We start from the raw sequence: 22,772 nt of genomic DNA, 5'->3' as shown, positions 1-22,772 counted from the left end.
ATGTGTGGCATCGCAGGCACGTACCGATGGCCGGACGGGAAGGCCGTGGCCGACCGGCTCACCGACACCCTCGCCCACCGCGGTCCGGACGGGGCCGGCCGCTACAGCCACCCCGCCGGTGACGGCGAGGTGCACCTCGGGCACCGCCGGCTGGCCGTCATCGACCTGTCGGAGACCGGCGCCCAGCCGATGGCCTCGGGCGGCCTCGTCCTGACGTACAACGGCGAGCTGTACAACGCGCCCGAGCTGCGTGCCGAGCTGGCAGCCGCCGGGGTGCGCTTTCGCGGTACCTCCGACACCGAGGTGCTGCTGGAGGCCTGGCGGCGCTGGGGCACGGACTGCCTGCCCCGGCTGCGGGGCATGTTCGCGTTCGGGATCTTCGACGAGCGAACCGGTGACCTGGTGCTCGCCCGCGACCAGCTCGGCATCAAGCCGCTGTTCCTGCTCCGGCGCGGCGAGGGCCTGGTGTTCGCCTCCGAGCTGAAGGCGCTCGCCGCCGTGACCGGCGGGTCGCTGGAGGTGGATCATGCGGCGATGGTGGCCTCGCTGCTGTACTACTGGGTGCCGGACTCACGGTGCGCGTTCCGCGAGGCGGAGAAACTGCCGCCGGGGAGCTGGCTGAGGTGCCGGCCTGACGGCCGGGTGGAGCGCGGCCGGTACTGGCACCTCCGGGACGTCGCCGCCGAGGCCCGGGAGCGGGCCCGGGGCGGCGAGCTGCCGGATGTCGCCGCCGTCGTGGAGGAGTCGACCCGGCGCCATCTGCTCTCCGACGTACCCGTGGCGACCTTTCTGTCCGGCGGTCTTGACTCCAGTTATCTGACCGCGCTGGCGGCCCGCGACCGACCCGGGATCTCCGCTTACACGATCGGGTTCCGCGCCGAGGACGCCCGGTTCGAGGCGATGCCGGACGACCTGCGCCATGCCCGGCGGGTGGCCGAGCGGTTCGGTGTCGACCTGAAGGAGATCGAGATCGCGCCGAATGTGCTCGACCTGCTGCCGCGGATGACGTACCACCTGGACGAGCCGATCGGCGACCCCGCCGCGATCAACACGTTTCTGATCTGCTCGGCCGCCCGGGAGGCCGGGGTCAAGGTGATGCTCTCGGGGATGGGTGCCGACGAGCTGTTCGCCGGGTACCGAAAACACCTGGCCAACCTGATCGCGCTGCGCTACCAGCGCGTCCCGCGGCCCCTGCGGCGCGGCCTGTCCGGGGCCGTGGACCGGCTGCCGGTCGCCACGGCCCGCCGGGGGTACCGGTCGGTGCGCTTCGCGAAGCGGTTCCTGTCCTTCGCCGATCTGCCGGAGGAGACCGCGTTCCGGCGCAGCTACACCCTGTACGACCGGGACGAACTGCTCGCCCTGATCGATCCGGACCTGGCCCACACGGTCGACGACGTGCTGACGGAGCATGCGGACATCTACCAGGACAACGACCTCGACGACTTCGTCAACCGCATGTGCCTGGGCGATGCCCGGATGTTTCTGCCGGGCCTGAACCTCGCCTACACCGACCGGTCGAGCATGGCCGCGTCGACCGAGGTGCGGGTGCCGTATGTGGATGTCGAGGTGGTCAAGGCGGCGTTCGCCGTGCCCGGTGATCGCAAGATCGTCGGACGGCAGGGCAAGGCCGTCCTCAAGGAGGCGGCCCGCTCGGTCCTGCCCCAGGAGATCGTGTACCGGCCCAAGGGCCTGTTCAGCGCCCCGCTGCGCGCCTGGATGAGCCGGGATCTGGCCCCGCTGGTGCGCGAGGTGATCAACGACGGCGAGCTTGTCCGTTCCGGGTTCCTGCGCCGTGACGCGCTGGCCCGGCTCGTCGCCGAGGACGCCGCCGGGCACCGGGACTTCTCCAAGCATCTGTGGCATGTGCTGACCCTTGAGTACTGGTACCGCGGCGCGACCTCCGGGGCCGGCCAGGACTCCCCCTTGACGGCGTAGAGACAAGAGGACTTCGGGTGAAACAGGTAGTGCAGAACTACAAGAGCGGCGAACTGGCGCTGCTTGACGTGCCGGTGCCCCGGTGCAAGCCGGACGGTGTGCTGGTCCGCAGCGCCTACTCGCTGATATCCACCGGGACCGAGCTGATGAAGGTGTCCGAGGCCGGCATGTCGATGCTGGGCAAGGCACGCTCCCGGCCGGACCAGGTGGCCAAGGTCGTGCAGAGCGTGGCCACCAACGGGGTGCCCGCCACCTACCGCAAGGTGATGGGAAAGCTCGACTCGTACACGCCCCTCGGCTACTCGCTGTGCGGGGTGGTGGAGCAGGTCGGCGCCGGGATCGAGGATGTGAAGGTCGGCGACCTCGTGGCCTGCGCCGGCAACGAGCACGCGTTGCACGCCGAGTTGAACTGGGTGCCGAAGAACCTCTACGCCCCGGTGCCGGACGGCCTCGCGCCCCGGCACGCGGCCTTCGGCACCGTCGGGTCGATCGCGTTGCAGGGCGTGCGCCGAGGCGAGCCGCAACTGGGCGAAGTGGCGCTGGTCATCGGCCTCGGCCTGATCGGGCAGCTGGTGGTGCAGCTCCTCGCAGCGTCGGGAGTCCGCGTCGTCGGCGCCGACCCCGACCCGGCGCGCTGCGGGCTCGCCGAGCGCCTGGGCGCGGCGGCCTGCGGCGATCCCGCGTCGGCTGCCGTGGAAACCGCCGTCGCCGAACTCACCGGCGGCCTGGGCGTGGACCAGGTGTATCTGGCCGCGGGCGGCGGCAGCAACCAGCCCGTCGAGCTGGCCGCGCGGCTCAGCCGGGACCGCGGCCGGGTCGTCGACATCGGCAAGTGCCGCCTGGACCTGCCGTGGAACGCGTACTACGAGAAGGAACTCGACGTCCGCTTCTCCCGTTCGTACGGCCCCGGTCGCTATGACCCGTCGTACGAGCTGGAGGGGCGCGACTACCCGATCGGTTATGTGCGCTGGACCGAGCGCCGCAACCTGGCGTGCTTCCTCGATCTCGTCGCCCGCGGACGCGTCGACGTGGAGCCGTTGGTCTCGCACATCGCCGACTTCGACGACGCCGTGGAGACGTATCAGCGCCTGAAGGACGGCGACTTGAAGGCCGTGGCCGTGCTGTTCCGCTACCCCGGCCACCCCGGCCACCCCGGCCGAGCCGCCGAAGCGGAGGCCCCGGCGGTGGCCGTGCCCGCGGTGAACGGGACACCGGGCCGGGCCCGGGCCGCCGGGACACCGGTGAAGCTGGCGTTCGTCGGCGCGGGCAACTACGCGACGTCGATGCTGCTGCCGCACCTGGCCCAGCGCGACGGCGTCGAGTTGTCGGCCGTCGTCACCACGACGGCGCTGTCCGCGGCCAACGCGCAGCGGAAGTTCGGCTTCGCCGAGGCGACCACCGATCTCGACGCCGTGCTCGGCGACACCTCCATCGACGCGGTGTTCGTGGTCACCCGCCACAGCTCGCACGCCGAACTGACCCGGCAGGCACTCCTGGCGGGCAAGACGGTCTTCGTGGAGAAGCCCCTGGCCCTCACCGAAAACGAGCTGACCGGCGTGCTCGCGGCGGTGGAGGAGTCCGGCAACGACCGGCTGCAGGTCGGCTTCAACCGCCGGTTCGCGCCGCTGCTGAACGAGGCCAGGAAGCGGTTCGGTGCCCGGACCGGCCCGGCGAGCCTGCGCTACCTGGTCAACGCGGGCCGGCTGGAGCACGGCAGCTGGTACCTCCGACAGGGCACCGAGGGCTCGCGGTTCGCCGGCGAGGGCGGGCACTTCATCGACACGGCGAGCTGGCTGCTCGGCGCCGACCCGGTCTCGGTGTACGCGACCGCCCCGTCCGGCCATGAGGATCTGCAGGTCGTACTGCGCTACCCCGACGGGTCCACCGCCACCATCGGCTACGTCACCACCGGCCCGGCCGGCCTCCCCAAGGAGACGCTGGACCTGGTCGGGGACGGCAAGGCGCTGCGGCTGGACGACTTCGTCCGTGCCAGTGTCTACGACGGCCGCCGCAAGCGGTGGGTCAGTTCACGCCTTCCCAAGGCCCGGGACAAGGGCCAGAACGCCGAACTGGCCGCGTTCATCAAGGCCGTGCGGACCGGGGGCCCGATGCCGGTGCCCCTGGAGTCACTGGTCGCCACCACGGCGGCCACCCTGGCCGTGCAGACCGGCCTGGCGGGCGGTGCGCCCGTGACGTTGGCGAGGGCGCGGTGACTGTCAGCTCCGGAGGTCCGGGCTGGTACCTGCGGCGGCTGTCCCGGATGGGACCGCGGGAGGTCGGCGGCCGGGCGGTCGACACGGTGCGCAGGCGGCGGTGGCGGTCGGCGCGGCCCAACTGCCCGAGCGTGACCGGCGCCCGGTTCACCGCGGTGCTGCCCGCGGGGACGCTCGCCGCGGTGCCACCGGACGCCGCGAAACGTCTGATCGCCGAGGCGGACCGGCTGATGGCCGGGCACGCCGAGTACTTCGGGGTGCACCGCGACGACCTGGCCGACCCGGACTGGTCGTACGACCCGAAGACCGGGCGCCGTGCTCCGTTCGGCTACGCCTTCGACGTGCCGTACCGGAACGAGGACGCGGTCGGGGACATCAAGCAGATCTGGGAGCTGTCCCGGCATCAGTACCTCACCGTGCTCGCCGCCGCCTACGCGATCACCGGGAACGAGCGGTATGCCGAGCGGGTGGCCGAGCACCTGCGGTCGTGGTGGTCGGCCAATGCGCCGCTGCGCGGAGTGCACTGGATCAGCGGCATCGAGCTGGGGATCCGGCTGCTGTCCTGGGTGTGGATCCGTCGGCTGCTCGACGGCTGGCCGGGCGCGGCCGGGCTGTTCGAGGACAACCCGGTGGCACTGGACCAGATCTGGCACCACCAGCGCTGGCTGGCCGCCTTCCCCAGCCGGGGGTCCTCGGCGAACAACCATGTCATCGCCGAGGCCGCCGGGCAGTTCGCCGCGGCCTGCGCGTTCGGCTGGTTCCCCGACTCGGCGCGCCTGCGTGCCGACGCGCTGCGGTCGCTGGAGCGGCAGCTGCGAGGCAACACCTTCGGCTCCGGCCTGAACCGCGAGCTGGCCACCGAGTATCACGGGCTGGTGCTGGAGCTCGGCCTGGCCGCGGTGGCCGAGGCGGATGCCGCGGGTGTGCCGGTCCCCGCGTCGATCCGGCTGGTGCTGCTGCGGATGACCGACGCGCTCGCGGCCGTCGTGGACGGCCGGCTGCGGCCGCCGCGTCAGGGGGACGCGGACGACGGGCACGGTCTGGTCGTGGACGGCGCGGGCACCGACCGCTGGGCCTCGCTGCTGGCCACCGGGGACGCCGTGTTCGGCCGGCTCGCCTGGTGGCCGGAGGTGACCGGCACCGATGTACGCACCGCGCTGCTGGCCGCGCTCATCCGGCCGTACCCGGACAAGGGAACCGCATCGGCCGCCTCCCGGCCGGCCGGCCGACCCGCCCATTTCGCCGACGCGGGCATGACCATCCTGCGTGGTCCGGCGGAGATCTGGTGCCGCTGCGACGGTGGTCCGCACGGATTCCTGTCCATCGCCGCGCATGCCCACGCGGACGCGCTGTCCGTGGAGGTCCGGCACGACGGGGTCGATGTGCTCGCCGACCCGGGGACGTTCTGCTATCACGGGCAGCCCGAGTGGCGGCGGTACTTCCGCTCGACCCTCGGCCACAACACCCTGCAAGTGGACGGCGGTGACCAGTCCGTCTCCGGCGGCCCGTTCCTGTGGACCCGGCAGGCCCGCAGCCGCGTCCTGGTCGCGGACACCTCCCATGAGGGTGTGGCCCGTTGGTGTGCCGAGCACGACGGCTACCGGCCGTCCGTGCACCGCCGCCAGGTGGAACTGACGGCCGCACACAAGGAGTTGAAGATCGTCGACGAGGTGCGTGGGCCGCGCCGCGCCGTGCGGCTGGCGTTCCATCTGGGCCCCGCGATCACCGCGGACCTGGTGGACAACCGGGCCGTGCTCACCTGGATCCGGGACGGCGAGGGGCGCTCCGCGGCGCTCGACCTGCCCGGGCAGCTGTCCTGGCGGGCGCATCGCGGCGAGAGCGACCCGCCGCTGGGCTGGTACTCCGCCGGGTTCGGCCGCAAGGAACCCACCACCACGCTGGTCGGCACCGGCTTCGCCGACGGCACGGAGGAGTTCACCACCGTACTCAGGTTCCGCGGCTAGAGGGGAGGACGCGTGGGGATCAAGTGGCGGCACTGGGCGTTGCCGGCGGCACCGCTGGCGCTGACCCTGCTGGCGGCGACCGGCTGTACGAACACGCCGGACGCCCGGGCGGAGCCGACCGCTGCGCCGTCCACGGCCGAGGCGCCCTCCACGCCCGTGGCCCGGGTGTGCGCCAAGCCCGCGGCCGGGCCGGTGAAGGCGCCGGCGGGCGCGGTGACGGTCGACCCCGCGGTGGTCGGTGACCTGGCCGCGAAGACCAAGAGCAGTCCCCCGGGCACCACGTTCTGGCTTCGGCCCGGCAAGCACAGGCTCAAGCCGGACCGCTACGCCCAGGTCATCGCCAAGAAGGGGAACCGCTACCTCGGCGCGCCGGGTGCGGTGCTCGACGGCGGGAAGAAGAACAACTACGCGTTCAGCGGTACCGCCCGCGACGTCACCATCCGCTATCTGACCGTGCAGCATTTCGTCGCGCCGCCCGATGAGGGCGTGGTCAACCATGACATGGCCGACGGGTGGGTGATCGAGCACACGAAGATCCAGTACAACTCCGGCGCCGGGCTGATGGCCGGTGCACGCCAGCAGGTCCGCGCCACCTGTCTGCGCGGCAACGGACAGTACGGAATGAACGCGTACAAGACCGGTGATTCCATCCGCGGCCTGGTGGTCGAGGGCAACGAGATCGTGGGCAACAACACCGACGACTGGGAGCGGCGGAAGCCGGGCTGCGGCTGCACCGGAGGCATCAAGTTCTGGGCCGTCAACGGCGCCGAGATACGCGGCAACTGGGTGCACGGCAACCACGGGGCCGGGTTGTGGGCGGACAACAACAACAACGACTTCCGCATCGAGGACAATCTGCTCGAGGCCAACGACGGTGCCGCGCTGATCTACGAGACCAGCTACAACGCGGTCATCCGGAAGAACACGATCCGGCGGAACAACTGGGTCGAGGGCCGCAAGTACGCCGACCGCGGCGACGACTTCCCGTACGCGACCGTCTATGTGTCCGAGTCCGGGGGCGAACCACGGATCCGCGCACGCACCGACAAGATCGATATCTACCGGAACGTGCTGGAGAACAACTGGAACGGGATCACCCTGTGGGAGAACGCCGACCGGTTCTGCAACAGCCCGGCCAACACCTCGACCGGTTACTGCACGTTGCTGGTGAAGGACACCGACCGCTGCGCGAAGCCGGCGATCGCCACCGCTCCGCTCTACGCCGACTGCCGGTGGAAGACCCAGCGGGTGGACATCCACGACAACCGCTTCCTGCTGGACACGTCCGTCGTCGAGTGCACGACGGAATGCGGCCGCATGGCGGTCCTCGCCAACTACGGCACCTATCCGGACTGGTCGCCGTACAAGGGCAAGCCGGTGGCCGAGGCGATCACCCACAAGCAGCACAACCGCTGGCACGACAACGTCTACCGCGGACCGTGGAGCTTCGTCGCGGTCGACACCGACCACAAGCTCGACTCCGGGCAGTGGCAGGGCCCGCCGTACCGGCAGGACACGGGCAGCACCTTCGACCCGGGGGCCGGTGGCTGAGATGGACGGAAACCCGAGGCACGGCGTCCTGCCGGACGGACCGGACACGGCAGGCACGCTGTCCGGCGCCGCATCGCGCCCTGCCGGCACACCGAAGGCCGTCGGGATCGTCTGGGCGTTGCTGGGCCTCAACACGCTCGGCTCCGCCGGTGCGAAGACCATCGTCGCGCTGCCCCGCTCCCTCATCCAGATGGTCACCATGGGGGCGCTGGCCGCCGCGTTCGCGCTGGCGCTCATGCTCAATCTCCGGCTGCGCATCCGGGCCAGCGCCTTCGTGTTCCTGCTCAGCCTGCTGCTGGTGCCGAGCGTGATCTCCAGCGCGAATCTGGAGGTCGGGTTCGGCGCGCTGTTCCGCTGCGCCCGGCTGGCTCTCTTCGTCGGCACGCTGTGGCTGCTCAGCCGCTGGTGGGACGGCAGCCTGACCTTCGTCCGGCACCACGTCCGGATGTACTTCGCGGTGCTCGGCTCGGTGGCCGCCGGCCTGGTCGTCTCACCGGGCACGGCCCTGCCCGAGTACTACGGCGGACGCCTTGTCGGCGCGTTGTGGCCGCTCACCCCGCCACAGATCGGACAGTACGCCGCGGTGATCATCGGGCTCACCGTTCTGCTCGTACTGGGCCGCCGGGTCGACAGGACCAGTGCGGCGGTGGTCATCGTGGCCTCACTCGTGCTGCTCGCGTTGACCCATACCCGGACGGCCACGCTGGGGCTGCTCCTCGGACTGGCGCTGGCGATCGGCTCGCTCATCCTGACCAGTTCCGCCGCCCGCCGGTTCTTCACCTGGGCGGTGCTGTGCGCCACGGTGGCCGCGGTGGTGTTCAGCTCCGCGCTGCAGGCGTGGTTCCTGCGCGGACAGAGCAAGGAGAACTTCTCCAACCTCACCGGCCGGGCCAAGGTCTGGGACGCCCTGCTGGCGGCGCCCCGGACGACCTCGGAGTACCTGTTCGGCACGGGCCTGGGCGACAAGTCGTTCGGCGGGCTGCCGATCGACAACAGCTGGCTGGCCGTCTACAACGAGCAGGGTCTGATCGGGGTGGCCCTGGTGGCGGCGTTCATCATCGTGCTGGGCGGTGTCGCGTTGCTGCGGCCACCGTCGCTGTCGAGGGCCTGCGCGATCTTCCTGATCAGCTACGTCGCGATCTCCTCGTACACCGAGGCCGGCCTCGGTGACGCCTCGCCGTATCTGCTGCATCTGGCCCTGGCCGCCTCGCTGCTGGCGGCACCTGCCGCGGACACGCCCCTGACGAAGGCCGCGCCCCTGACGACGTCCGCAGTCCCTCGACAACGTATCCCGCGATGGGCCCGCAACCGGGAGGTGAACTGACCATGCACGTCCTCGTGGTGCACAACCGCTACTCCTCGGCGCAGCCGAGCGGGGAGAACAGGGTCGTCGACCAGGAAGTGGGGCTGCTGCGCGCGGCCGGCCACCGGGTCGAGGTGTTCGAGCGGCGCAGCGACGACATCGCCGACCGGTCCCTGCCCGGCAAGGCCGCCGTGCCGCTCCTTGTGCCGTGGAACCCGGCGGTCCGCGCGGAACTCACCGCCCGGCTGCGCACCGAGCGGCCGGACGTCGTCCACGTCCACAACGTCTTCCCGCTCCTGTCGCCCGCCGTGCTTGCCGCCTGCGCGGACGCCGGGGTGCCCGCCGTCGCCACGCTGCACAACTACACCCAGGTCTGCCCGCCCGGCACGCTGCACCGGGACGGCCGGGCGTGCACCGAGTGCGTCGGGTCGAGGGCGTCGCTGCCCGCCGTCCGGCACGGCTGCTACCGCAACTCCCGCCTTGCGACGGTGCCGCTCGCGGTCAGCCTCATGGTCAACCGGCGGCGGTGGTGGTCCGGCGTGGAGCGGTTCTTCTGCATCTCAGCGGCGCAGCGCGACGTCCTGGTGCGGTCCGGTATGCCATCCGAGCGGCTGACGGTGAAGCACAACTTCGTACCCGACCCCGGCGCCCGCCGGGCGGGCGACGGCGAGCAACTGCTCTTTCTCGGCCGGCTCGCGGAGGCCAAAGGCGTGCGGCTGCTGATGGCCGCGTGGGACGAGATCGCCGCGGACGGCGGTGTGGGTGTGCCGCTCGTGCTCGCGGGCGCGGGGCCACTGGAGCGGGAGGTGACCGCCTGGGCGGCGGGCCGCGACGATGTGCGCCACGTCGGCCTGCTCGACCCGGACCAGTGCCGACGGGCCGTCGGGCGGTCGGTCGCCGTGGTGGCTCCCTCGTTGGCCCTGGAGACGTTCGGTTTGGTGGTCGCGGAGGCGATGGCGGCGGGGGTCCCGGCCGTCGCCGCCGGTCACGGCGCCTTCGTCGAACTCGTCGAGGACGGGGTGACCGGGCTGCTGCACCGGCCGGGCGATCCCGCCTCGCTCGCGTCCTGCCTGCGCCGGATCACGGCCGGGCCGGCCCGGAACCGGGAGATGGGCCAGGCGGCCCGGCGCCGCTACGAACAGCGCTTCAGCCCGGCGATCGGGCTGGAGCGCCTGGTGGAGGGGTACCGCACCGCGATCGCGGGTCGGTCGGAATCAAGGGGGACGGAATCAATGGGGGGCAGTAGATGACACGATGCCGACTCTGCGGCTCGGCGGCACTGGCGAGCGTCGTCGATCTCGGGGCGACACCACCGTGTGAGAGCTTTCTCGCCGCGGACCGACTGGACCGGCCGGAGCCTGCGTACCCGCTGCATCTGCGGGTCTGCACCGACTGCTGGCTGGCGCAGATACCTCCGCTGATCACGCCGGAGGAGACGTTCACGCAGTACGCGTACTTCTCCTCCTACTCGACATCCTGGGTGGAGCACGCGCGCACATTCGTCGCCGACGCCGTACAGCGCCTCGCGCTCGGACCCGACGCCTTCGTGGTCGAGGTCGCGAGCAACGACGGTTATCTGCTGAGGCACCTGGTGGACCGGGGGATCCGCTGCCTCGGCATCGAGCCGTCGGTGAACGTCGGCGCCGCGGCGCGGGACGCGGGTGTGCCCACGCTCACCGAGTTCCTGGACCCGGCCACCGGCTCACATGTCCGCGACGAGCACGGCCCGGCGGACCTGGTCGTGGCCAACAACGTGTACGCGCACATCCCCGACGTGGTCGGGTTCACCCGGGGCCTGCGTGCCCTGGTCGCCGACGACGGCTGGGTCTCCATCGAGGTGCAGCACCTGCTGACCCTGATCGAGAAGAACCAGTACGACACGATCTACCACGAGCACTTCCAGTACTACACGGTAGCGTCGGCGGCCCGGGCGCTGGCCAGCGGCGGACTCGCGCTGGTGGACGTCGAGTTGCTGCCCACGCACGGCGGCTCCGTCCGGCTGTGGGCCCGGCCCGCCGAGGTGGCCGGCGAGCCGACCCGTCGGGTGGCCGATGTGCTGGACCAGGAGAAGGCCGCCGGACTGCAAGAGCTGTCCGGTTACACCGAGTTCTCCGCCCGGGTGGCCAAGGTGCGCCGGGACCTTTTGCGGTTCCTCATCGAGGCGGCCGAGCGCGGCGAGACGGTGGTCGGCTACGGCGCCCCGGGCAAGGGCAACACCCTGCTCAACCACTGCGGTATCCGGCCCGATCTGCTCCCGTACACCGTCGACCGCAACCCGTACAAGCACGGCAGGTTCACCCCGGGCACCCGCATCCCGATCCTGCCGCCCGAGCGGATCAGCACCGACCGACCGGACTATGTCCTCGTCTTGCCGTGGAACCTGCGGGCCGAGCTGGTCGAGCAACTCTCCTTCATCCACGAGTGGGGCGGCCGGCTGGTCTTTCCCATCCCGGAACTGAGCATTGTCGAGGTCAAGTCATGAAGGTCGTTCTGTTCTGCGGCGGCTACGGGATGCGGATGCGCAACGGGGCCACCGACGACATGCCCAAGCCGATGGCGATGGTCGGCCCCAGGCCGCTGATCTGGCACGTCATGCGCTACTACGCGCACTTCGGGCACACGGAGTTCATCCTGTGCCTCGGGTACGGGGCGCACCACATCAAGAACTTCTTCCTCACCTACGAGGAGACGACGTCCAACGACTTCGTCCTGCGCAGAGGGCGGACCGAGCTGCTGTCCACCGACATCGCCGACTGGACGATCACGTTCGCGCAGACCGGCGTCGAGTCACCGATCGGGGAGCGGCTGCGCCGGGTGCGGCACCACCTGGACGGCGACGAGATGTTCCTCGCCAACTACGCCGACGTGCTCACCGATGCCCCGCTGGACGAGATGATCGACCGGTTCGCCCGGCGCGACGCCGGTGCGTCGATGATGGTGGTGCCGCCGCAGTCCTCGTTCCACTGCGTGGACCTGGGCGAGGACGGCCTGGTGGGGGGCATCACCGCGGTGAGCGAGCTGCCGCTGTGGGAGAACGGCGGCTACTTCGTGCTCCGCCAGGAGGTCTTCGACCACATACCGGAGAACGGGGACCTCGTCGCCGACGGATGTGCCCGACTGGCCAAGCGCGGCCGGCTGGTGGCACATCAGCACCGCGGCTTCTGGAAGCCGACCGACACCGTGAAGGAGCGGGCCGCGCTGGATGCCGCCTACGCCCGGGGCGACCGCCCGTGGGCCGTGTGGGAACGGCAGGGCGCGGGGGCGGACGCCACAGTGAGGACCGCATGATCCAGCTCGGCGCCGGGCGCCTGGACCGGATCGTCGCGGTGGGCGCGCACTGCGACGACATCGCCATCGGCGCCGGCGGCACCCTGTTGACGCTGTGCCTCGCGCGGCCGGGTGTCCGCGTCGACGCGCTGGTGCTCTGCGGCGGTGGCAGCGAGCGGGAGCAGGAGGAGCGGGCCGCGCTCGCCGCCTTCTGCCCGGGCGCCGACCTGCGGCTGACCGTGCTGAAGCTGCCGGACGGACGGCTGCCCGTGCACTGGGACGAGGCCAAGGCCGCGGTCGAGGAGTTGCGCGTGCGGACCGAGCCGGATCTGATCCTGGCCCCGCGTACCGACGACGCGCACCAGGATCACCGCGGCCTGGCGCAGCTGATACCCACCGCGTTCCGCGACCACCTGGTCCTCGGCTACGAGATCGTCAAGTGGGACGGCGATCTGGGCCGTCCGGCGGCGTACCAGCCGCTGACACCTCAGATCGCCGAACAAAAGGTGCGGCTGCTGCAGGAGCACTACCCCTCGCAGCGGCACCGGCCCTGGTACGACCGGGAAGCCTTCCTCGGGCTGGCCCGGATCCGCGGCATCGAATGCCACGCGCGCTACGCCGAGGCGTTCGCCGTCACCAAACTCACTCTCAACCTGGGGGGTTGAACCTTGCGCGTACTGCTGACCGGACACCAGGGCTATCTGGGCACCGTCATGGCCCCGGTCCTCACGGCCGCCGGACACGAGGTCGTCGGCCTTGACGCCGGTCTGTTCGCCGACTGCGTGCTGGGGCCGCCGCCCGCGGACCCGCCGGGGCATCGGGTGGATCTGCGCGACGTCACGGCCGACCATGTGTCCGGGGTGGACGCCGTGATCCACCTGGCCGCGCTGTCCAACGACCCGCTGGGAGCGCTGGCGCCCGACCTCACCTACGACATCAACCACCACGCGTCCGTGCGGCTGGCCCGGCTGGCCCGCGACGCCGGAGTGCGGCGCTTCCTGTACGCGTCGACCTGCTCGGTCTACGGCGCCGCCGGCGGCGGCGACCTGGTGACCGAGGACGCCCCGCTGCGCCCGGTGACGCCGTACGCGGAGTCCAAGGTGCGGGTGGAGGACGACCTGCACGCGCTGGCCGACGGCGACTTCAGCCCGGTGTACCTGCGCAACGCCACCGCCTTCGGCCACTCGCCCCGGCTGCGCGCCGACATCGTGCTGAACAACCTGGTGGGCCACGCGCTCCTGTCCGGCGAGGTGCTGGTGCTCTCCGACGGCACCCCCTGGCGCCCGCTGGTGCACGCCGCCGACATCGCACGGGCCTTCGCGGCCGCGCTGGTGGCGCCGCGGGAAGCGGTCCACGACCGGGCGTTCAACATCGGCAGCGAGACCAACAACGTCACGGTCGCCGAGATCGCCGAGCAGGTCGCCGCGGCGGTGTCCGGCTCGCGGGTGGTGATCACCGGGGAGACCGGTGCCGATCCGCGGTCCTACCGCGTGGACTTCTCCCGGTTCCGCGCCGCGGTGCCCGGCTTCGACTGCGAGTGGACGGTGAAGCAGGGCGCGCTCGAACTCGCCGACGCCTACCGGACCCACGGGCTGACCCGGGAGGACTTCGAGCGCCGCTTCACCCGGCTGGCCGTGCTGCGCGCCGCGTCCGACGCCGGTGCCGTCGACGCCACCCTGCGACGGCGCCGATGAGCGCCGCCGGCGAGCAGCTGTTCGCGCTGGTGGAGCGGCTGTACCCGCTGTGCCGGAGCATCACGGGCGACGGTGTGCGCGCCACCCTGAAGATCGTCGACGAGTACGTTCCGCTACAGGTGCACGAGGTGCCGACCGGGACACAGGTGCTCGACTGGACGGTGCCCAAGGAGTGGAACATCCGGGACGCGTACATCGCCGACACCGCCGGCCACCGGGTCGTCGACTTCGCCGCGTCCAGCCTGCATGTGCTCGGCTACAGCGTGCCGGTGTCGGCGACCATGCCGCTGGCCGAGCTGCGCGGGCATCTGCACACCCTGCCGGAGCACCCGAACTGGGTGCCGTACCGCACCAGTTACTACCGGCCGGAATGGGGGTTCTGCCTGGCCCAGGAGACCCTGGACGCGATGCCGGACGGCGAGTACCGGGTGCACATCGACTCCACACTCGCGGATGGCCACCTCACCTACGCCGAGCACGTCGTCCCGGGGCAGGTCCCCGACGAGGTGATCGTCTCCTGCCATGTCTGCCACCCGTCGCTGGCCAACGACAACCTGGCCGGCATCGCGGTGGCGACGTTCCTGGCGCGGGCGCTGGCGGAGCAGACGCCGTACTACACCTACCGGTTTCTGTTCGCGCCCGGCACCATCGGGGCGATCACCTGGCTGGCCCGCAACAGGGAACGGGTGGAACGGGTCAAGCACGGTCTTGTGCTGGCCTGCGCCGGCGACCCCGGTCACCTGACGTACAAGCAGAGCAGACGCGGCGACGCGGAGATCGACCGGGTGCTGCACCATGTGCTGGCCGCCTCCGAACGCCCGCACCGCATCACCGAGTTCACTCCGTACGGCTACGACGAGCGGCAGTTCTGCTCCCCCGGGTTCGATCTCGGCGTGGGCTCGCTCACCCGCACCCCGTACGCCGGTTACCCCGAATACCACACCTCGGCGGACAACCTGGACTTCGTCTCCCCCGAGGCGATGGCGGACACCCTCGCCGTCTGCCGCGAGGCATTCGCCGTCCTCGACCGCAACCGGCGGTACGTCAACCTCAGTCCCTACGGCGAACCACAGCTGGGGCGGCGGGGGTTGTACGACTCGCTCGGCGGCCGCAGCGACGCGAAGCAGGCCCAGATGGCCATGCTCTGGGTGCTCAACCTCTCCGACGGCGAGCACAGTCTGCTGGACGTCGCCGAGCGGTCCGGGCTGCCGTTCGACACCGTCGCCGTCGCGGCCGACGCCCTGCACGGCGCCGGGCTGATCAAAGCATGACGCCGATGACCAGCGAGGGGGAGAGTCCGCAGACACTGGGGACACCGGCCGGATCCGCCAAGCGGGCCCTCGTCGGCCGGCTGTCCTGGGGGCTGGCCGACCAGGCGGCCTCCAGCATGTCCAACTTCGTGGTGGGCGTCTATGTGGCCCGCTCGCTGGGGGTGACCGCGTTCGGCGTGTTCAGCCTCGCCTGGGTGACCTACGGCGTGGTGCTCAACGTCTCCCGCGGGCTGGCCACCGACCCGCTCGTGGTGCGCTTCAGCGGCGTGTCGGACACGTCCTGGCGCGGGGCGGTGGCCCGGTCGTCGGGTACCGCGCTCGGCGTCGGCGCCGCCCTCGGCGCGGCGTGTCTGCTGGCCGGGCTCGCTCTCGGCGGCCGTGTGGGACCCGCGTTCGCCTGCCTCGGCGTCGTACTGCCGGGGCTGCTGCTGCAGGACGCATGGCGGTTCGCGTTCTTCGCCGCCGGCACCGGACGGAAGGCGTTCGTCAACGACCTCGTGTGGGGCGTCGTACTCGTCCCGGCCATGGTGGCGGCGGCCCGCGTGGGCAGCGTGGCCGCGTTCGTGCTCGCCTGGGGCGCATCCGCCGCGGTGGCCGCGGTGTACGGCTGCTTCCAGTCCGGCATCCGGCCCCGTTCGACCGGAGCGCGCGAGTGGCTTCGTGAGCACCGCGACCTCGGCTACCGGTACCTGGTCGAGAACATCAGCAACAGCGGCGCCAGCCAGCTGCGGGCGTACGGGCTCGGCGCGATCGTCGGGGTCGGAGCGGTGGGCGTGATCCGTGGTGCCGAGCTGCTGCTCGGCCCGTTCATGGCTGTGCTGATGGGGCTTTCGCTGGTCACCGTGGCGGAGGCGGCCCGGGTGCTGCGGCGGGCCCCGCAGCGGCTGGGGACGTTCTGCCTCCTGCTCGGCGGCGGGCAGGCCGTCGCCGCGCTGCTCTGGGGCGCGGCGCTGCTGCTGGTGCCGGACCGGGTCGGCGAGTTCGTGCTCGGCGGCGTCTGGCACTCCGCCGAGCAGCTCATCGTGCCGGTCACGCTCGGCGTCGCGGGCGCCGGCCTCGGCACCGGCGCGGCGGCGGGGCTGCGCGCGCTCGGCGCGGCCCGGCGCAGCCTGCGCAGCCAACTGATCGCCTCCGCCTGCTATGTCGTCGGCGGGCTCGGCGGCGCGGCCGTGGCCGGCACGGTCGGCTCGGCCTGGGGCGTCGCCGCCGCGACCGGCTGCGGCTCGGCCGTGTGGTGGCTGCAGCTGCGCTCCGCCCTGCGCGAGCGCCACCGGAACCCCATCCCCGAAGTGAGGACGTCATGACCGCCCACCCCCGGCTGAGCATCGGCCTGCCCGTGTACAACGGCGAGGAGTACCTCGCCGAGTCGCTCGACGCCCTGCTCGGCCAGACCTACGAGGACTTCGAGCTGGTCATCTCCGACAACGCCTCGACCGACGGGACTCAGGAGATCTGCCGCACGTACGCCGCACAGGACTCGCGCATCCGGTACATCCGGCTGCCCCGGAACATCGGCGCCGCGCCGAACCACAACTATGTGTTCACCGAGTGCCGCGGCGAGCTGTTCAAGTGGGCCTCGCACGATGACCTGTACGCCCGGGACCTGCTGCGGCGCTGCGTCCAGGCGCTGGACGAGCGGCCGGAGGTGATCCTCGCACACGCCGACCAGGCGGTCATCGACGGCGACGGCCGGGTGAAGGTCCCCTACGAGTACGGGCTCGCCACCGACTCGCCGCACGCGCCCGAGCGGTTCCGCAGCATGCTGTTCGAGCCCGGCGGCGACGATTTCTACGGGGTGATGCGGGCCGATGTGCTGCGCCGGGTGAAGCCGCACGACAGCTACCACCACGCGGACCGCACGTTCGTCGCCGAGATCGGCCTGCACGGGCCCTTCCACCAGGTGCCGGAGCTGCTGTACTTCCGCCGCGACCACCCCACCCGCGCCGAGCGGGCGAACCCCGGCAAACGCTCCCGGTGCGTCAACCTCGACCCGCGCCGGGCAGGCCCGCTGCATCCGACGCCGCGGCTGCTCGCCGAGTACGTCTGGGGCTTTGTCGCGGCGATCCGGCGGGCGCCGTTGTCCCCGGCCGACCGGCGCGCGTGCTACCGCCACCTGGCCGCGTGGATGGCCAGCCGGGTCCGGCCGGGCGCCGGCGAGCGGGTCGAGGACCGCGCCCCCGTCGACCCGGCCCGGCTCACCGTCTCCGTCGACGCCCTCGTCGCCGGCCGTGAGGGGAGGCGGGCATGACGTCCGCGGACCGGCCTCCGGTGCGGGTCGGGGTGTTCGGCCTGCTCGGCTCCGGCAACCTCGGCAACGACGGGTCGCTCGAGGCCGTGCTCGGGTACCTGCGCGCCCAGCACCCGGAGGCGGTCGTGGACGCGCTGTGCGGCGGACCCGAGGTCGTCGCGGCCCGGTACCGGATCCCCGCGACACGGCTGCACTGGTACCGCGGGGAGTACCGGACCGCGTCACGTGCGGGCGCGATCGCGGCCAAGGGTCTTGGCAAACTCGTCGACGCCGTCCGCACCGCCGCCTGGGTGCGCCGGCACGACGTGGTGATCGTGCCGGGCATGGGCGTCCTGGAGGCCACCCTGCCGCTGCGGCCATGGGGCTTCCCGTACGCCCTGTTCCTGCTCTGCGCGTCCGGCCGGCTGTTCGGCACCCCGGTCGCGCTGGTCGGCGTCGGCGCCGCCCCGATCGGCGACCGGCCGACCCGGGCCCTGGTGCGCTGGTCGGCGCGGCTGGCCGCCTACCGGTCGTACCGGGACGCCCCGTCCCGCGACGCGATGCGGAAGATGGGCGTGGACACCGCGCGCGACGAGGTCTACCCGGATCTCGCGTTCGCCCTGCCGACGCCGCCGGCGAGCACGCCCTCGGACCCGCCGGGCCGAGTCTGCGTCGGTGTCATGGACTTCCACGGCGGCAACGACGACCGCGCCCGGGCCGAGGAGATCCACCGGCGCTACCTCGACGGGACGACCCGTTTCGTCCGCGCGCTGGTCGAGGACGGCAGGCCGGTCCGGCTGCTCACCGGCGACGAGTGCGACGCGTCGGTGGTCGCCGCGATCCTCGACGCGGTGGACTCGCCGCTGGTCACCGCCGCCGAGACGGCCTCGCTCGCCGACCTGATGAAGGAGACGGCGGCTGCCGAGACCGTGGTGGCGACCCGCTACCACAATCTGATCTGCGCGCTGAAGGCCGGCACTCCGACGCTCGCGCTCAGCTATGCGGCGAAGAGCGACGCGCTCATGGCGCAGATGGGCCTTGCCGCGTACTGCCATCCGGCTCGGGAGGTCGACGCCGACCGGCTGCTCGAACAGTTCCGGGCGCTGGAGCGGAGATCGGCGCAGCTGCGACGGACCCTCACCGAGCGGAACCTGACCGCTGCCCGGCGACTTGAGCACCAGTTCACCGCCCTGACGGCGGCGCTGTTCCCGGCGACCGACCACGTTCACGCCCATGCCCTGCGGGAGACTCTGTGAAAGCGACCGAAGTCCCGGCGATCGCCGGCGCGTACCTGTTCGAGCCGACGCCGTACGCCGACGAGCGCGGCTTCTTCTGCCGCACCTTCGACGCCGATGTCGTCCGCTCGGTGGGCCTCGACCCGGACGCCTTCGTCCAGGACAGCCTGTCCCGCTCGGCCCGGGGTGTGCTGCGCGGACTGCATCTGCGCTCCGGCGCCGGCGAGGCCAAGCTGGTGCGGTGCTCGTACGGGAGGATCTTCGACGTCGTCGTGGACCTGCGGACACAGTCGCCGACCTACCTGGGCCGGGCCTTCTTCGAGCTGTCCGACGAGACGCAGGCGACCCTGTACATCCCGGCGGGGTGTGCGCACGGCTTCCAGGCACTGACCGAAACCGCCGACACCTCGTACCGGATCGACCGCCCGCACGATCCGGCCGAGGACATGACGATCGCCTTCGACGACCCGGAGCTGGCCATTCCCTGGCCGCTGCCCGTCACATCGATGTCCCAGCGGGACCGGGAGGCGCCGAGCCTCGCCGACGTCTCGAAGCAGAAGGAGAGTTGAGGTCGGCGTGGACACCGAAGACACCGAGGGGCTTTTCCTGCCCCGGTCGCGGCAGGCGAACGAGCGGCTGCACGCCCTGATCCCCGGGGGCGCGCACACCTACGCCAAGGGCGACGACCAGTACCCCGAACACCTGGCCCCGGTCATCAGCCACGGCCGTGGTGCCCATGTGTGGGACATCGACGGCAACCGCTACATCGAGTACGGCTCCGGCCTGCGGTCGGTCAGCCTCGGCCACGCCCACCCACGTGTGATCGAGGCGGTACGGCGGGAACTCGACCGCGGCAGCAACTTCGTACGGCCGTCCATCGTGGAGGTCGAAGCCGCGGAACGCTTCCTGGCCACGGTGCCCACCGCCGAGATGGTGAAGTTCGCGAAGAACGGCTCCGACGCCACCACCGCCGCGGTGCGGCTCGCCCGCGCCGCCACCGGGCGCCCGCGGGTGGCCGTCTGTGCCGACCACCCGTTCTTCTCCGTCGACGACTGGTTCATCGGCACCACACCGATGTCCGCCGGTGTTCCGGCGGCGAGCACCGAGCTGACCGTGGCGTTCCCCTACGGGGACCTGGCCGCCACGGAGGAACTGCTCACCCGGTACCAGGACGAGGTCGCCTGCCTGATCCTGGAACCCGCCACCCACACCGAGCCCCCACCCGGGTACCTCGCCGGCCTGCGCGAGCTGGCCGACCGGCACGGCTGTGTACTGGTCTTCGATGAGATGATCACCGGCTTCCGCTGGTCCGAGGCGGGCGCCCAGGGCCTGTACGGCGTCGTCCCCGACCTGTCCACGTTCGGCAAGGCGCTGGGCAACGGATTCGCCGTCTCCGCGCTGGCCGGGCGCCGCGAGCTGATGGAACGGGGCGGGCTGCGTCACTCCGGCGACCGGGTGTTCCTGCTGTCGACCACGCACGGTGCGGAGACACACTCTCTGGCAGCCGCGATGGCCGTGCTCACCACCTATGTCGAAGAGGGCGTCACCGCGCGGCTGCACGCCCTCGGCGAGCGGTTGGCCGCCGGGGTCCGCGAGGCCGCGGCCGGCATGGGCGTAGGCGACCACATCGTCGTCCGGGGCCGGGCCAGCAACCTGGTCTTCGCCACCCTCGACGAGAACCGGCAGCCGTCGCAGCGATACCGCACCCTGTTCCTGCGCTGGCTCCTCGCGGGCGGGGTGCTGGCCCCGTCGTTCGTGGTGAGCAGCGCGCTCAGCGATGCGGACATCGATCACACCGTCGAGGTGGTGGCCCAGGCATGTGCGGTGTACCGGAAGGCACTGGACGCCGCCGACCCCACCCCCTGGCTGGCCGGCCGGCCGGTGAAGCCGGTGTTCCGCCGCTTGGCGTGAGGTGAGGTGTGAGTGTGATGACGTGTGACGTGAGGTGACGTGACGCGAGGTGAGGTGCGGTAACGCGACGTGAGGTGAGGTGACGCGAGGTGACGTGACGTCAGCGGTGCTCGGTCCGGCCGGCGTCGGCGGTCCGATCGACCAGCCGGTCGGCCGTCCGGTCGATCAGCCAAGCGGTCGCCGGTATCACCGCGAGCGCGGTGCACCAGCCGCCGAGGACGTCGGTCGGGTAGTGCGCGCCCAAGGTGACCTGCGCCCAGCCCATGGCGGCGCCGGCGACCAGCGCCGCGGCGAGCACGAGTGACGTACCGGCCGTCCTGCCGAGACCGAGCCGGCCGGTCACGGGCAGCGCCACCACGAGGGCGAGCGCGGTGGCGAAGGCGGTGTGCCCGCTCGGGTAGGACAGGTTCCCGTCGTGAATGGTGCGTCCTACAAGGGACTTGAGCACCGTCGCCGTCCCCACGGTCAGGCCGGCGCCGACGACGATGAGCACCGCCGCGCGGGGACGCCGAAGCAGCAGGCACCCGGTCACGGTGACCGCGACCAGCGTCGCCGCTCCCACGGGCTCCCCCAAGGAGTCCACGGCCAGAGCGACATGCCGCCACGGCGGCCCCACGCCGTACACCGCCGCCCCGATCCGCGCGTCCACCCTGCCGGGCTCGCTGTCGTCGGCATACAGGACCCCGAGCACGACGACCAGCAGCGCGGCGAGGGCAGCGATCGGCCCGAGCCACGCGCGCAGCGACACGGGCAGCACCGCGGCCGCCGACCGCCCGCTCACCCGCCCACCACATCCGGTCGACCCGCGGTGCGAACGGCCGCCGCTACCGCGACGCGATCGTGAGCTGTACGGGCTGCGCACGGTTTCGGCTTCTGCTGCCGCCAACTCCCCACCGACGAGCCCCCGTCGTGTCTCCAGCCCGCCCATCACCCTGGCCGAGGCCATCGAAACCAGTCCTACTCGCCACCCTAACCAACAACGCGACCCCGGCACACCACCGCCGGAAATTCCTACGCCGCCGCCTCTCCGCACCTCAGCACGCTGCACACACGCCCCCACGTGGCCCCAGGAGCAGACACCCCGCCCCGCAACACCCGAAGACCGCTCTGTTTGCTGGTCCGGTGGCGTGCGTGAGTATCCGTGGTTGTGCGGGATCTCTCTCCTGCCGTCAGGCGTTCAGCCCAGGTACGGCCTGTCGCGATGTTCCAGGAAGTGCCGGAGTCTGAGCCGTTGAGTGGGGTGCATCGGCAACTGCTCGCTATCTTCGGGCGGTACGAACCGGAGTTCGGTGGACTCGTCAGAGATCTCCAGTTGGCCGCCGGTGATGCGGGCGGTGAAGCAGACGTTGAACTGTCGCCGGACCTCACCGTCGGTGTAGGCCATGACGTGTTTCGGATCGGTGTAGGTGCCGACCAGGCCGGTGATCTCGACGTCGAGGCCCGTCTCTTCCTTGACTTCGCGGACGGCCGTGCCGGGCAGGGAGTCGGTGAGGTCCATGCCACCGCCGGGCAGCGCCCACAGGCCGTTGTCGCGGCGGCGCTGGAGGAGGATGCGGCCGTGGTCGTCAGTGACGACGGCGGATGCGGCGACGACCATGCTGTTCGGCTCAGGCGCGTTCGGGTCGTCGTAGTACTCGGTGCGGGCCACGGTCAGCCTTCCTGTTGTACGCAGGGGCACAGATTCACGCCGCCGAGGAGCGTCAACGTGCCAGCGAACGCCATCCCATGTGTTCCCGCCCTGCGACCGGATGCCCGGCCTCGGACTGCCTGTCCGGGGCGGCCACGATGACGGCCCACAACCCTGACGCGGGCCGGCACACCACCTCGCCAAGTGTGGGCGCCGTGATGGTCGACCGCCGTAACGGCAAGGTGGGCGTGGTGATGGGCCATGTGGGGCCGTACGTGCAGCTTCGGCCGCCGCGCGGTGGCCGGGAGTGGGACGTACCGCCCGATGACGTGCGTCCGCCGACCCCGGCCGAGGAGTTGAGCGCCAAGGTTGCCGTGGCCAACCGGAGGTGGGGACGGTGAACCCTCGCTCGGTCCTCCGTTACGAAACCTGGCCCCTCCAACCCGACCGCGAGCCGGACGCGGAGCCGGTCCTGTACGCGATGAACCGCCCCGGCTCGAATGGAGACTCGATTTCATGAAAGGATCGAGTCATGGCACGACCTTCCCGTTACCCGCTTGAGCTCCGTCGTCGT

20 protein-coding genes are annotated in these 22,772 nt (G+C 71.6%); 18 read left to right on the top strand and 2 right to left on the bottom strand.

Translation table 11 applies throughout. From position 1 onward, the window contains the following. The 16 genes from asnB to ABT245_RS39655 are packed head-to-tail and all read left to right on the top strand — an operon-like array spanning position 1 to position 20,571. Positions 1–1,935: an asparagine synthase (glutamine-hydrolyzing) gene (gene asnB, locus ABT245_RS39730; RefSeq protein WP_351744080.1), complete on the top strand. Its 1,935-nt coding sequence runs from the start codon at positions 1–3 to the stop codon at positions 1,933–1,935. A 17-nt stretch (positions 1,936–1,952) separates the two neighbouring features. Beyond that, entirely contained in the window at positions 1,953–4,148 is a 2,196-nt protein-coding gene (locus ABT245_RS39725) for a bi-domain-containing oxidoreductase (RefSeq protein ID WP_351744077.1), read from the top strand. Between the two features lie 47 nt (positions 4,149–4,195). After that, positions 4,196–6,112, top strand: a complete 1,917-nt coding sequence (locus ABT245_RS39720) for a heparinase II/III family protein (RefSeq protein WP_502982283.1) — start codon at positions 4,196–4,198, stop codon at positions 6,110–6,112. Between the two features lie 12 nt (positions 6,113–6,124). Further along, entirely contained in the window at positions 6,125–7,663 is a 1,539-nt protein-coding gene (locus ABT245_RS39715) for a right-handed parallel beta-helix repeat-containing protein (RefSeq protein ID WP_351744072.1), read from the top strand. 1 nt (position 7,664) lies between these two features. Continuing rightward, the gene (locus ABT245_RS39710; RefSeq protein ID WP_351744069.1) at positions 7,665–8,987 is read left to right on the top strand and encodes an O-antigen ligase family protein; all 1,323 of its coding nucleotides are present in this window, start codon (positions 7,665–7,667) and stop codon (positions 8,985–8,987) included. Between the two features lie 2 nt (positions 8,988–8,989). Further along, positions 8,990–10,216 carry a glycosyltransferase gene (locus ABT245_RS39705; protein ID WP_351744066.1) on the top strand — a complete coding sequence of 409 codons (1,227 nt, stop codon included), beginning with the start codon at positions 8,990–8,992 and terminating at the stop codon, positions 10,214–10,216. After that, the gene (locus tag ABT245_RS39700) at positions 10,213–11,448 is read left to right on the top strand and encodes a class I SAM-dependent methyltransferase (RefSeq protein WP_351744064.1); all 1,236 of its coding nucleotides are present in this window, start codon (positions 10,213–10,215) and stop codon (positions 11,446–11,448) included. Before ABT245_RS39705 ends, ABT245_RS39700 begins: the two co-directional genes overlap by 4 nt. Next, positions 11,445–12,254 carry a sugar phosphate nucleotidyltransferase gene (locus tag ABT245_RS39695; protein WP_351744061.1) on the top strand — a complete coding sequence of 270 codons (810 nt, stop codon included), beginning with the start codon at positions 11,445–11,447 and terminating at the stop codon, positions 12,252–12,254. The genes ABT245_RS39700 and ABT245_RS39695 overlap by 4 nt, the downstream gene beginning before the upstream one ends. Continuing rightward, positions 12,251–12,898 (top strand): PIG-L deacetylase family protein, encoded by a 648-nt coding sequence (locus ABT245_RS39690; RefSeq protein WP_351744058.1) that lies wholly within the window; start codon positions 12,251–12,253, stop codon positions 12,896–12,898. The genes ABT245_RS39695 and ABT245_RS39690 overlap by 4 nt, the downstream gene beginning before the upstream one ends. A gap of 3 nt (positions 12,899–12,901) precedes the next feature. Beyond that, entirely contained in the window at positions 12,902–13,927 is a 1,026-nt protein-coding gene (locus ABT245_RS39685; protein ID WP_351744055.1) for an NAD-dependent epimerase/dehydratase family protein, read from the top strand. Then, on the top strand, positions 13,924–15,198 hold the full coding sequence (locus ABT245_RS39680) for a DUF4910 domain-containing protein (RefSeq protein ID WP_351744053.1): 1,275 nt from the start codon (positions 13,924–13,926) through the stop codon (positions 15,196–15,198). Before ABT245_RS39685 ends, ABT245_RS39680 begins: the two co-directional genes overlap by 4 nt. Then, positions 15,195–16,502, top strand: coding sequence for a hypothetical protein (locus ABT245_RS39675; RefSeq protein WP_502982281.1), 1,308 nt, complete (start codon positions 15,195–15,197; stop codon positions 16,500–16,502). The genes ABT245_RS39680 and ABT245_RS39675 overlap by 4 nt, the downstream gene beginning before the upstream one ends. Further along, positions 16,499–17,446: a glycosyltransferase family 2 protein gene (locus ABT245_RS39670; protein WP_351744047.1), complete on the top strand. Its 948-nt coding sequence runs from the start codon at positions 16,499–16,501 to the stop codon at positions 17,444–17,446. Before ABT245_RS39675 ends, ABT245_RS39670 begins: the two co-directional genes overlap by 4 nt. After that, positions 17,443–18,681, top strand: a complete 1,239-nt coding sequence (locus ABT245_RS39665; protein WP_351744044.1) for a polysaccharide pyruvyl transferase family protein — start codon at positions 17,443–17,445, stop codon at positions 18,679–18,681. The genes ABT245_RS39670 and ABT245_RS39665 overlap by 4 nt, the downstream gene beginning before the upstream one ends. Continuing rightward, positions 18,678–19,229 carry a dTDP-4-dehydrorhamnose 3,5-epimerase gene (rfbC, locus tag ABT245_RS39660; RefSeq protein ID WP_351744042.1) on the top strand — a complete coding sequence of 184 codons (552 nt, stop codon included), beginning with the start codon at positions 18,678–18,680 and terminating at the stop codon, positions 19,227–19,229. Before ABT245_RS39665 ends, rfbC begins: the two co-directional genes overlap by 4 nt. Positions 19,230–19,236: 7 nt before the next feature. After that, entirely contained in the window at positions 19,237–20,571 is a 1,335-nt protein-coding gene (locus ABT245_RS39655) for a glutamate-1-semialdehyde 2,1-aminomutase (protein WP_351744039.1), read from the top strand. A 100-nt stretch (positions 20,572–20,671) separates the two neighbouring features. On the opposite strand, the gene ABT245_RS39650 is transcribed toward ABT245_RS39655, so the two are convergent. Together ABT245_RS39650 and ABT245_RS39645 are read right to left on the bottom strand one after the other, a co-directional pair. Further along, positions 20,672–21,352, bottom strand: coding sequence for a phosphatase PAP2 family protein (locus ABT245_RS39650; RefSeq protein ID WP_351744036.1), 681 nt, complete (start codon positions 21,350–21,352; stop codon positions 20,672–20,674). 396 nt (positions 21,353–21,748) lie between these two features. Further along, positions 21,749–22,219, bottom strand: coding sequence for an NUDIX domain-containing protein (locus ABT245_RS39645; protein WP_351744033.1), 471 nt, complete (start codon positions 22,217–22,219; stop codon positions 21,749–21,751). Positions 22,220–22,356: 137 nt separating this feature from the next. Between ABT245_RS39645 and ABT245_RS39640 the strand changes: the two genes are divergently transcribed. Together ABT245_RS39640 and ABT245_RS46355 are read left to right on the top strand one after the other, a co-directional pair. Next, positions 22,357–22,599, top strand: coding sequence for a hypothetical protein (locus tag ABT245_RS39640; protein ID WP_351744030.1), 243 nt, complete (start codon positions 22,357–22,359; stop codon positions 22,597–22,599). Beyond that, complete coding sequence (locus ABT245_RS46355; protein ID WP_502982280.1) at positions 22,587–22,718, top strand: DUF7848 domain-containing protein; 132 nt, start codon at positions 22,587–22,589, stop codon at positions 22,716–22,718. The genes ABT245_RS39640 and ABT245_RS46355 overlap by 13 nt, the downstream gene beginning before the upstream one ends. The last annotated feature ends 54 nt before the right edge of the window (positions 22,719–22,772 follow it).

Origin of the sequence: Streptomyces sp. NPDC001508 (genome assembly GCF_040298665.1) — a bacterium.
In the GTDB taxonomy this organism is placed as follows: domain Bacteria; phylum Actinomycetota; class Actinomycetes; order Streptomycetales; family Streptomycetaceae; genus Streptomyces.
The sequence above is the reverse complement of the archived record's forward strand: the minus strand, read 5'-3'. Positions and strand labels throughout refer to the sequence as shown.

Coding starts and splice junctions, on each gene's coding strand:
- asnB (WP_351744080.1), top strand. CDS start 1: ATGTGTGGCATCGCAGGCACGTACCGATGGCCGGACGGGAAGGCCGTG.
- ABT245_RS39720 (WP_502982283.1), top strand. CDS start 4,196: ATGGGACCGCGGGAGGTCGGCGGCCGGGCGGTCGACACGGTGCGCAGG.
- ABT245_RS39710 (WP_351744069.1), top strand. CDS start 7,665: ATGGACGGAAACCCGAGGCACGGCGTCCTGCCGGACGGACCGGACACG.
- ABT245_RS39705 (WP_351744066.1), top strand. CDS start 8,990: ATGCACGTCCTCGTGGTGCACAACCGCTACTCCTCGGCGCAGCCGAGC.
- ABT245_RS39700 (WP_351744064.1), top strand. CDS start 10,213: ATGACACGATGCCGACTCTGCGGCTCGGCGGCACTGGCGAGCGTCGTC.
- ABT245_RS39695 (WP_351744061.1), top strand. CDS start 11,445: ATGAAGGTCGTTCTGTTCTGCGGCGGCTACGGGATGCGGATGCGCAAC.
- ABT245_RS39690 (WP_351744058.1), top strand. CDS start 12,251: ATGATCCAGCTCGGCGCCGGGCGCCTGGACCGGATCGTCGCGGTGGGC.
- ABT245_RS39680 (WP_351744053.1), top strand. CDS start 13,924: ATGAGCGCCGCCGGCGAGCAGCTGTTCGCGCTGGTGGAGCGGCTGTAC.
- ABT245_RS39675 (WP_502982281.1), top strand. CDS start 15,195: ATGACGCCGATGACCAGCGAGGGGGAGAGTCCGCAGACACTGGGGACA.
- ABT245_RS39670 (WP_351744047.1), top strand. CDS start 16,499: ATGACCGCCCACCCCCGGCTGAGCATCGGCCTGCCCGTGTACAACGGC.
- ABT245_RS39665 (WP_351744044.1), top strand. CDS start 17,443: ATGACGTCCGCGGACCGGCCTCCGGTGCGGGTCGGGGTGTTCGGCCTG.
- ABT245_RS39640 (WP_351744030.1), top strand. CDS start 22,357: ATGACGGCCCACAACCCTGACGCGGGCCGGCACACCACCTCGCCAAGT.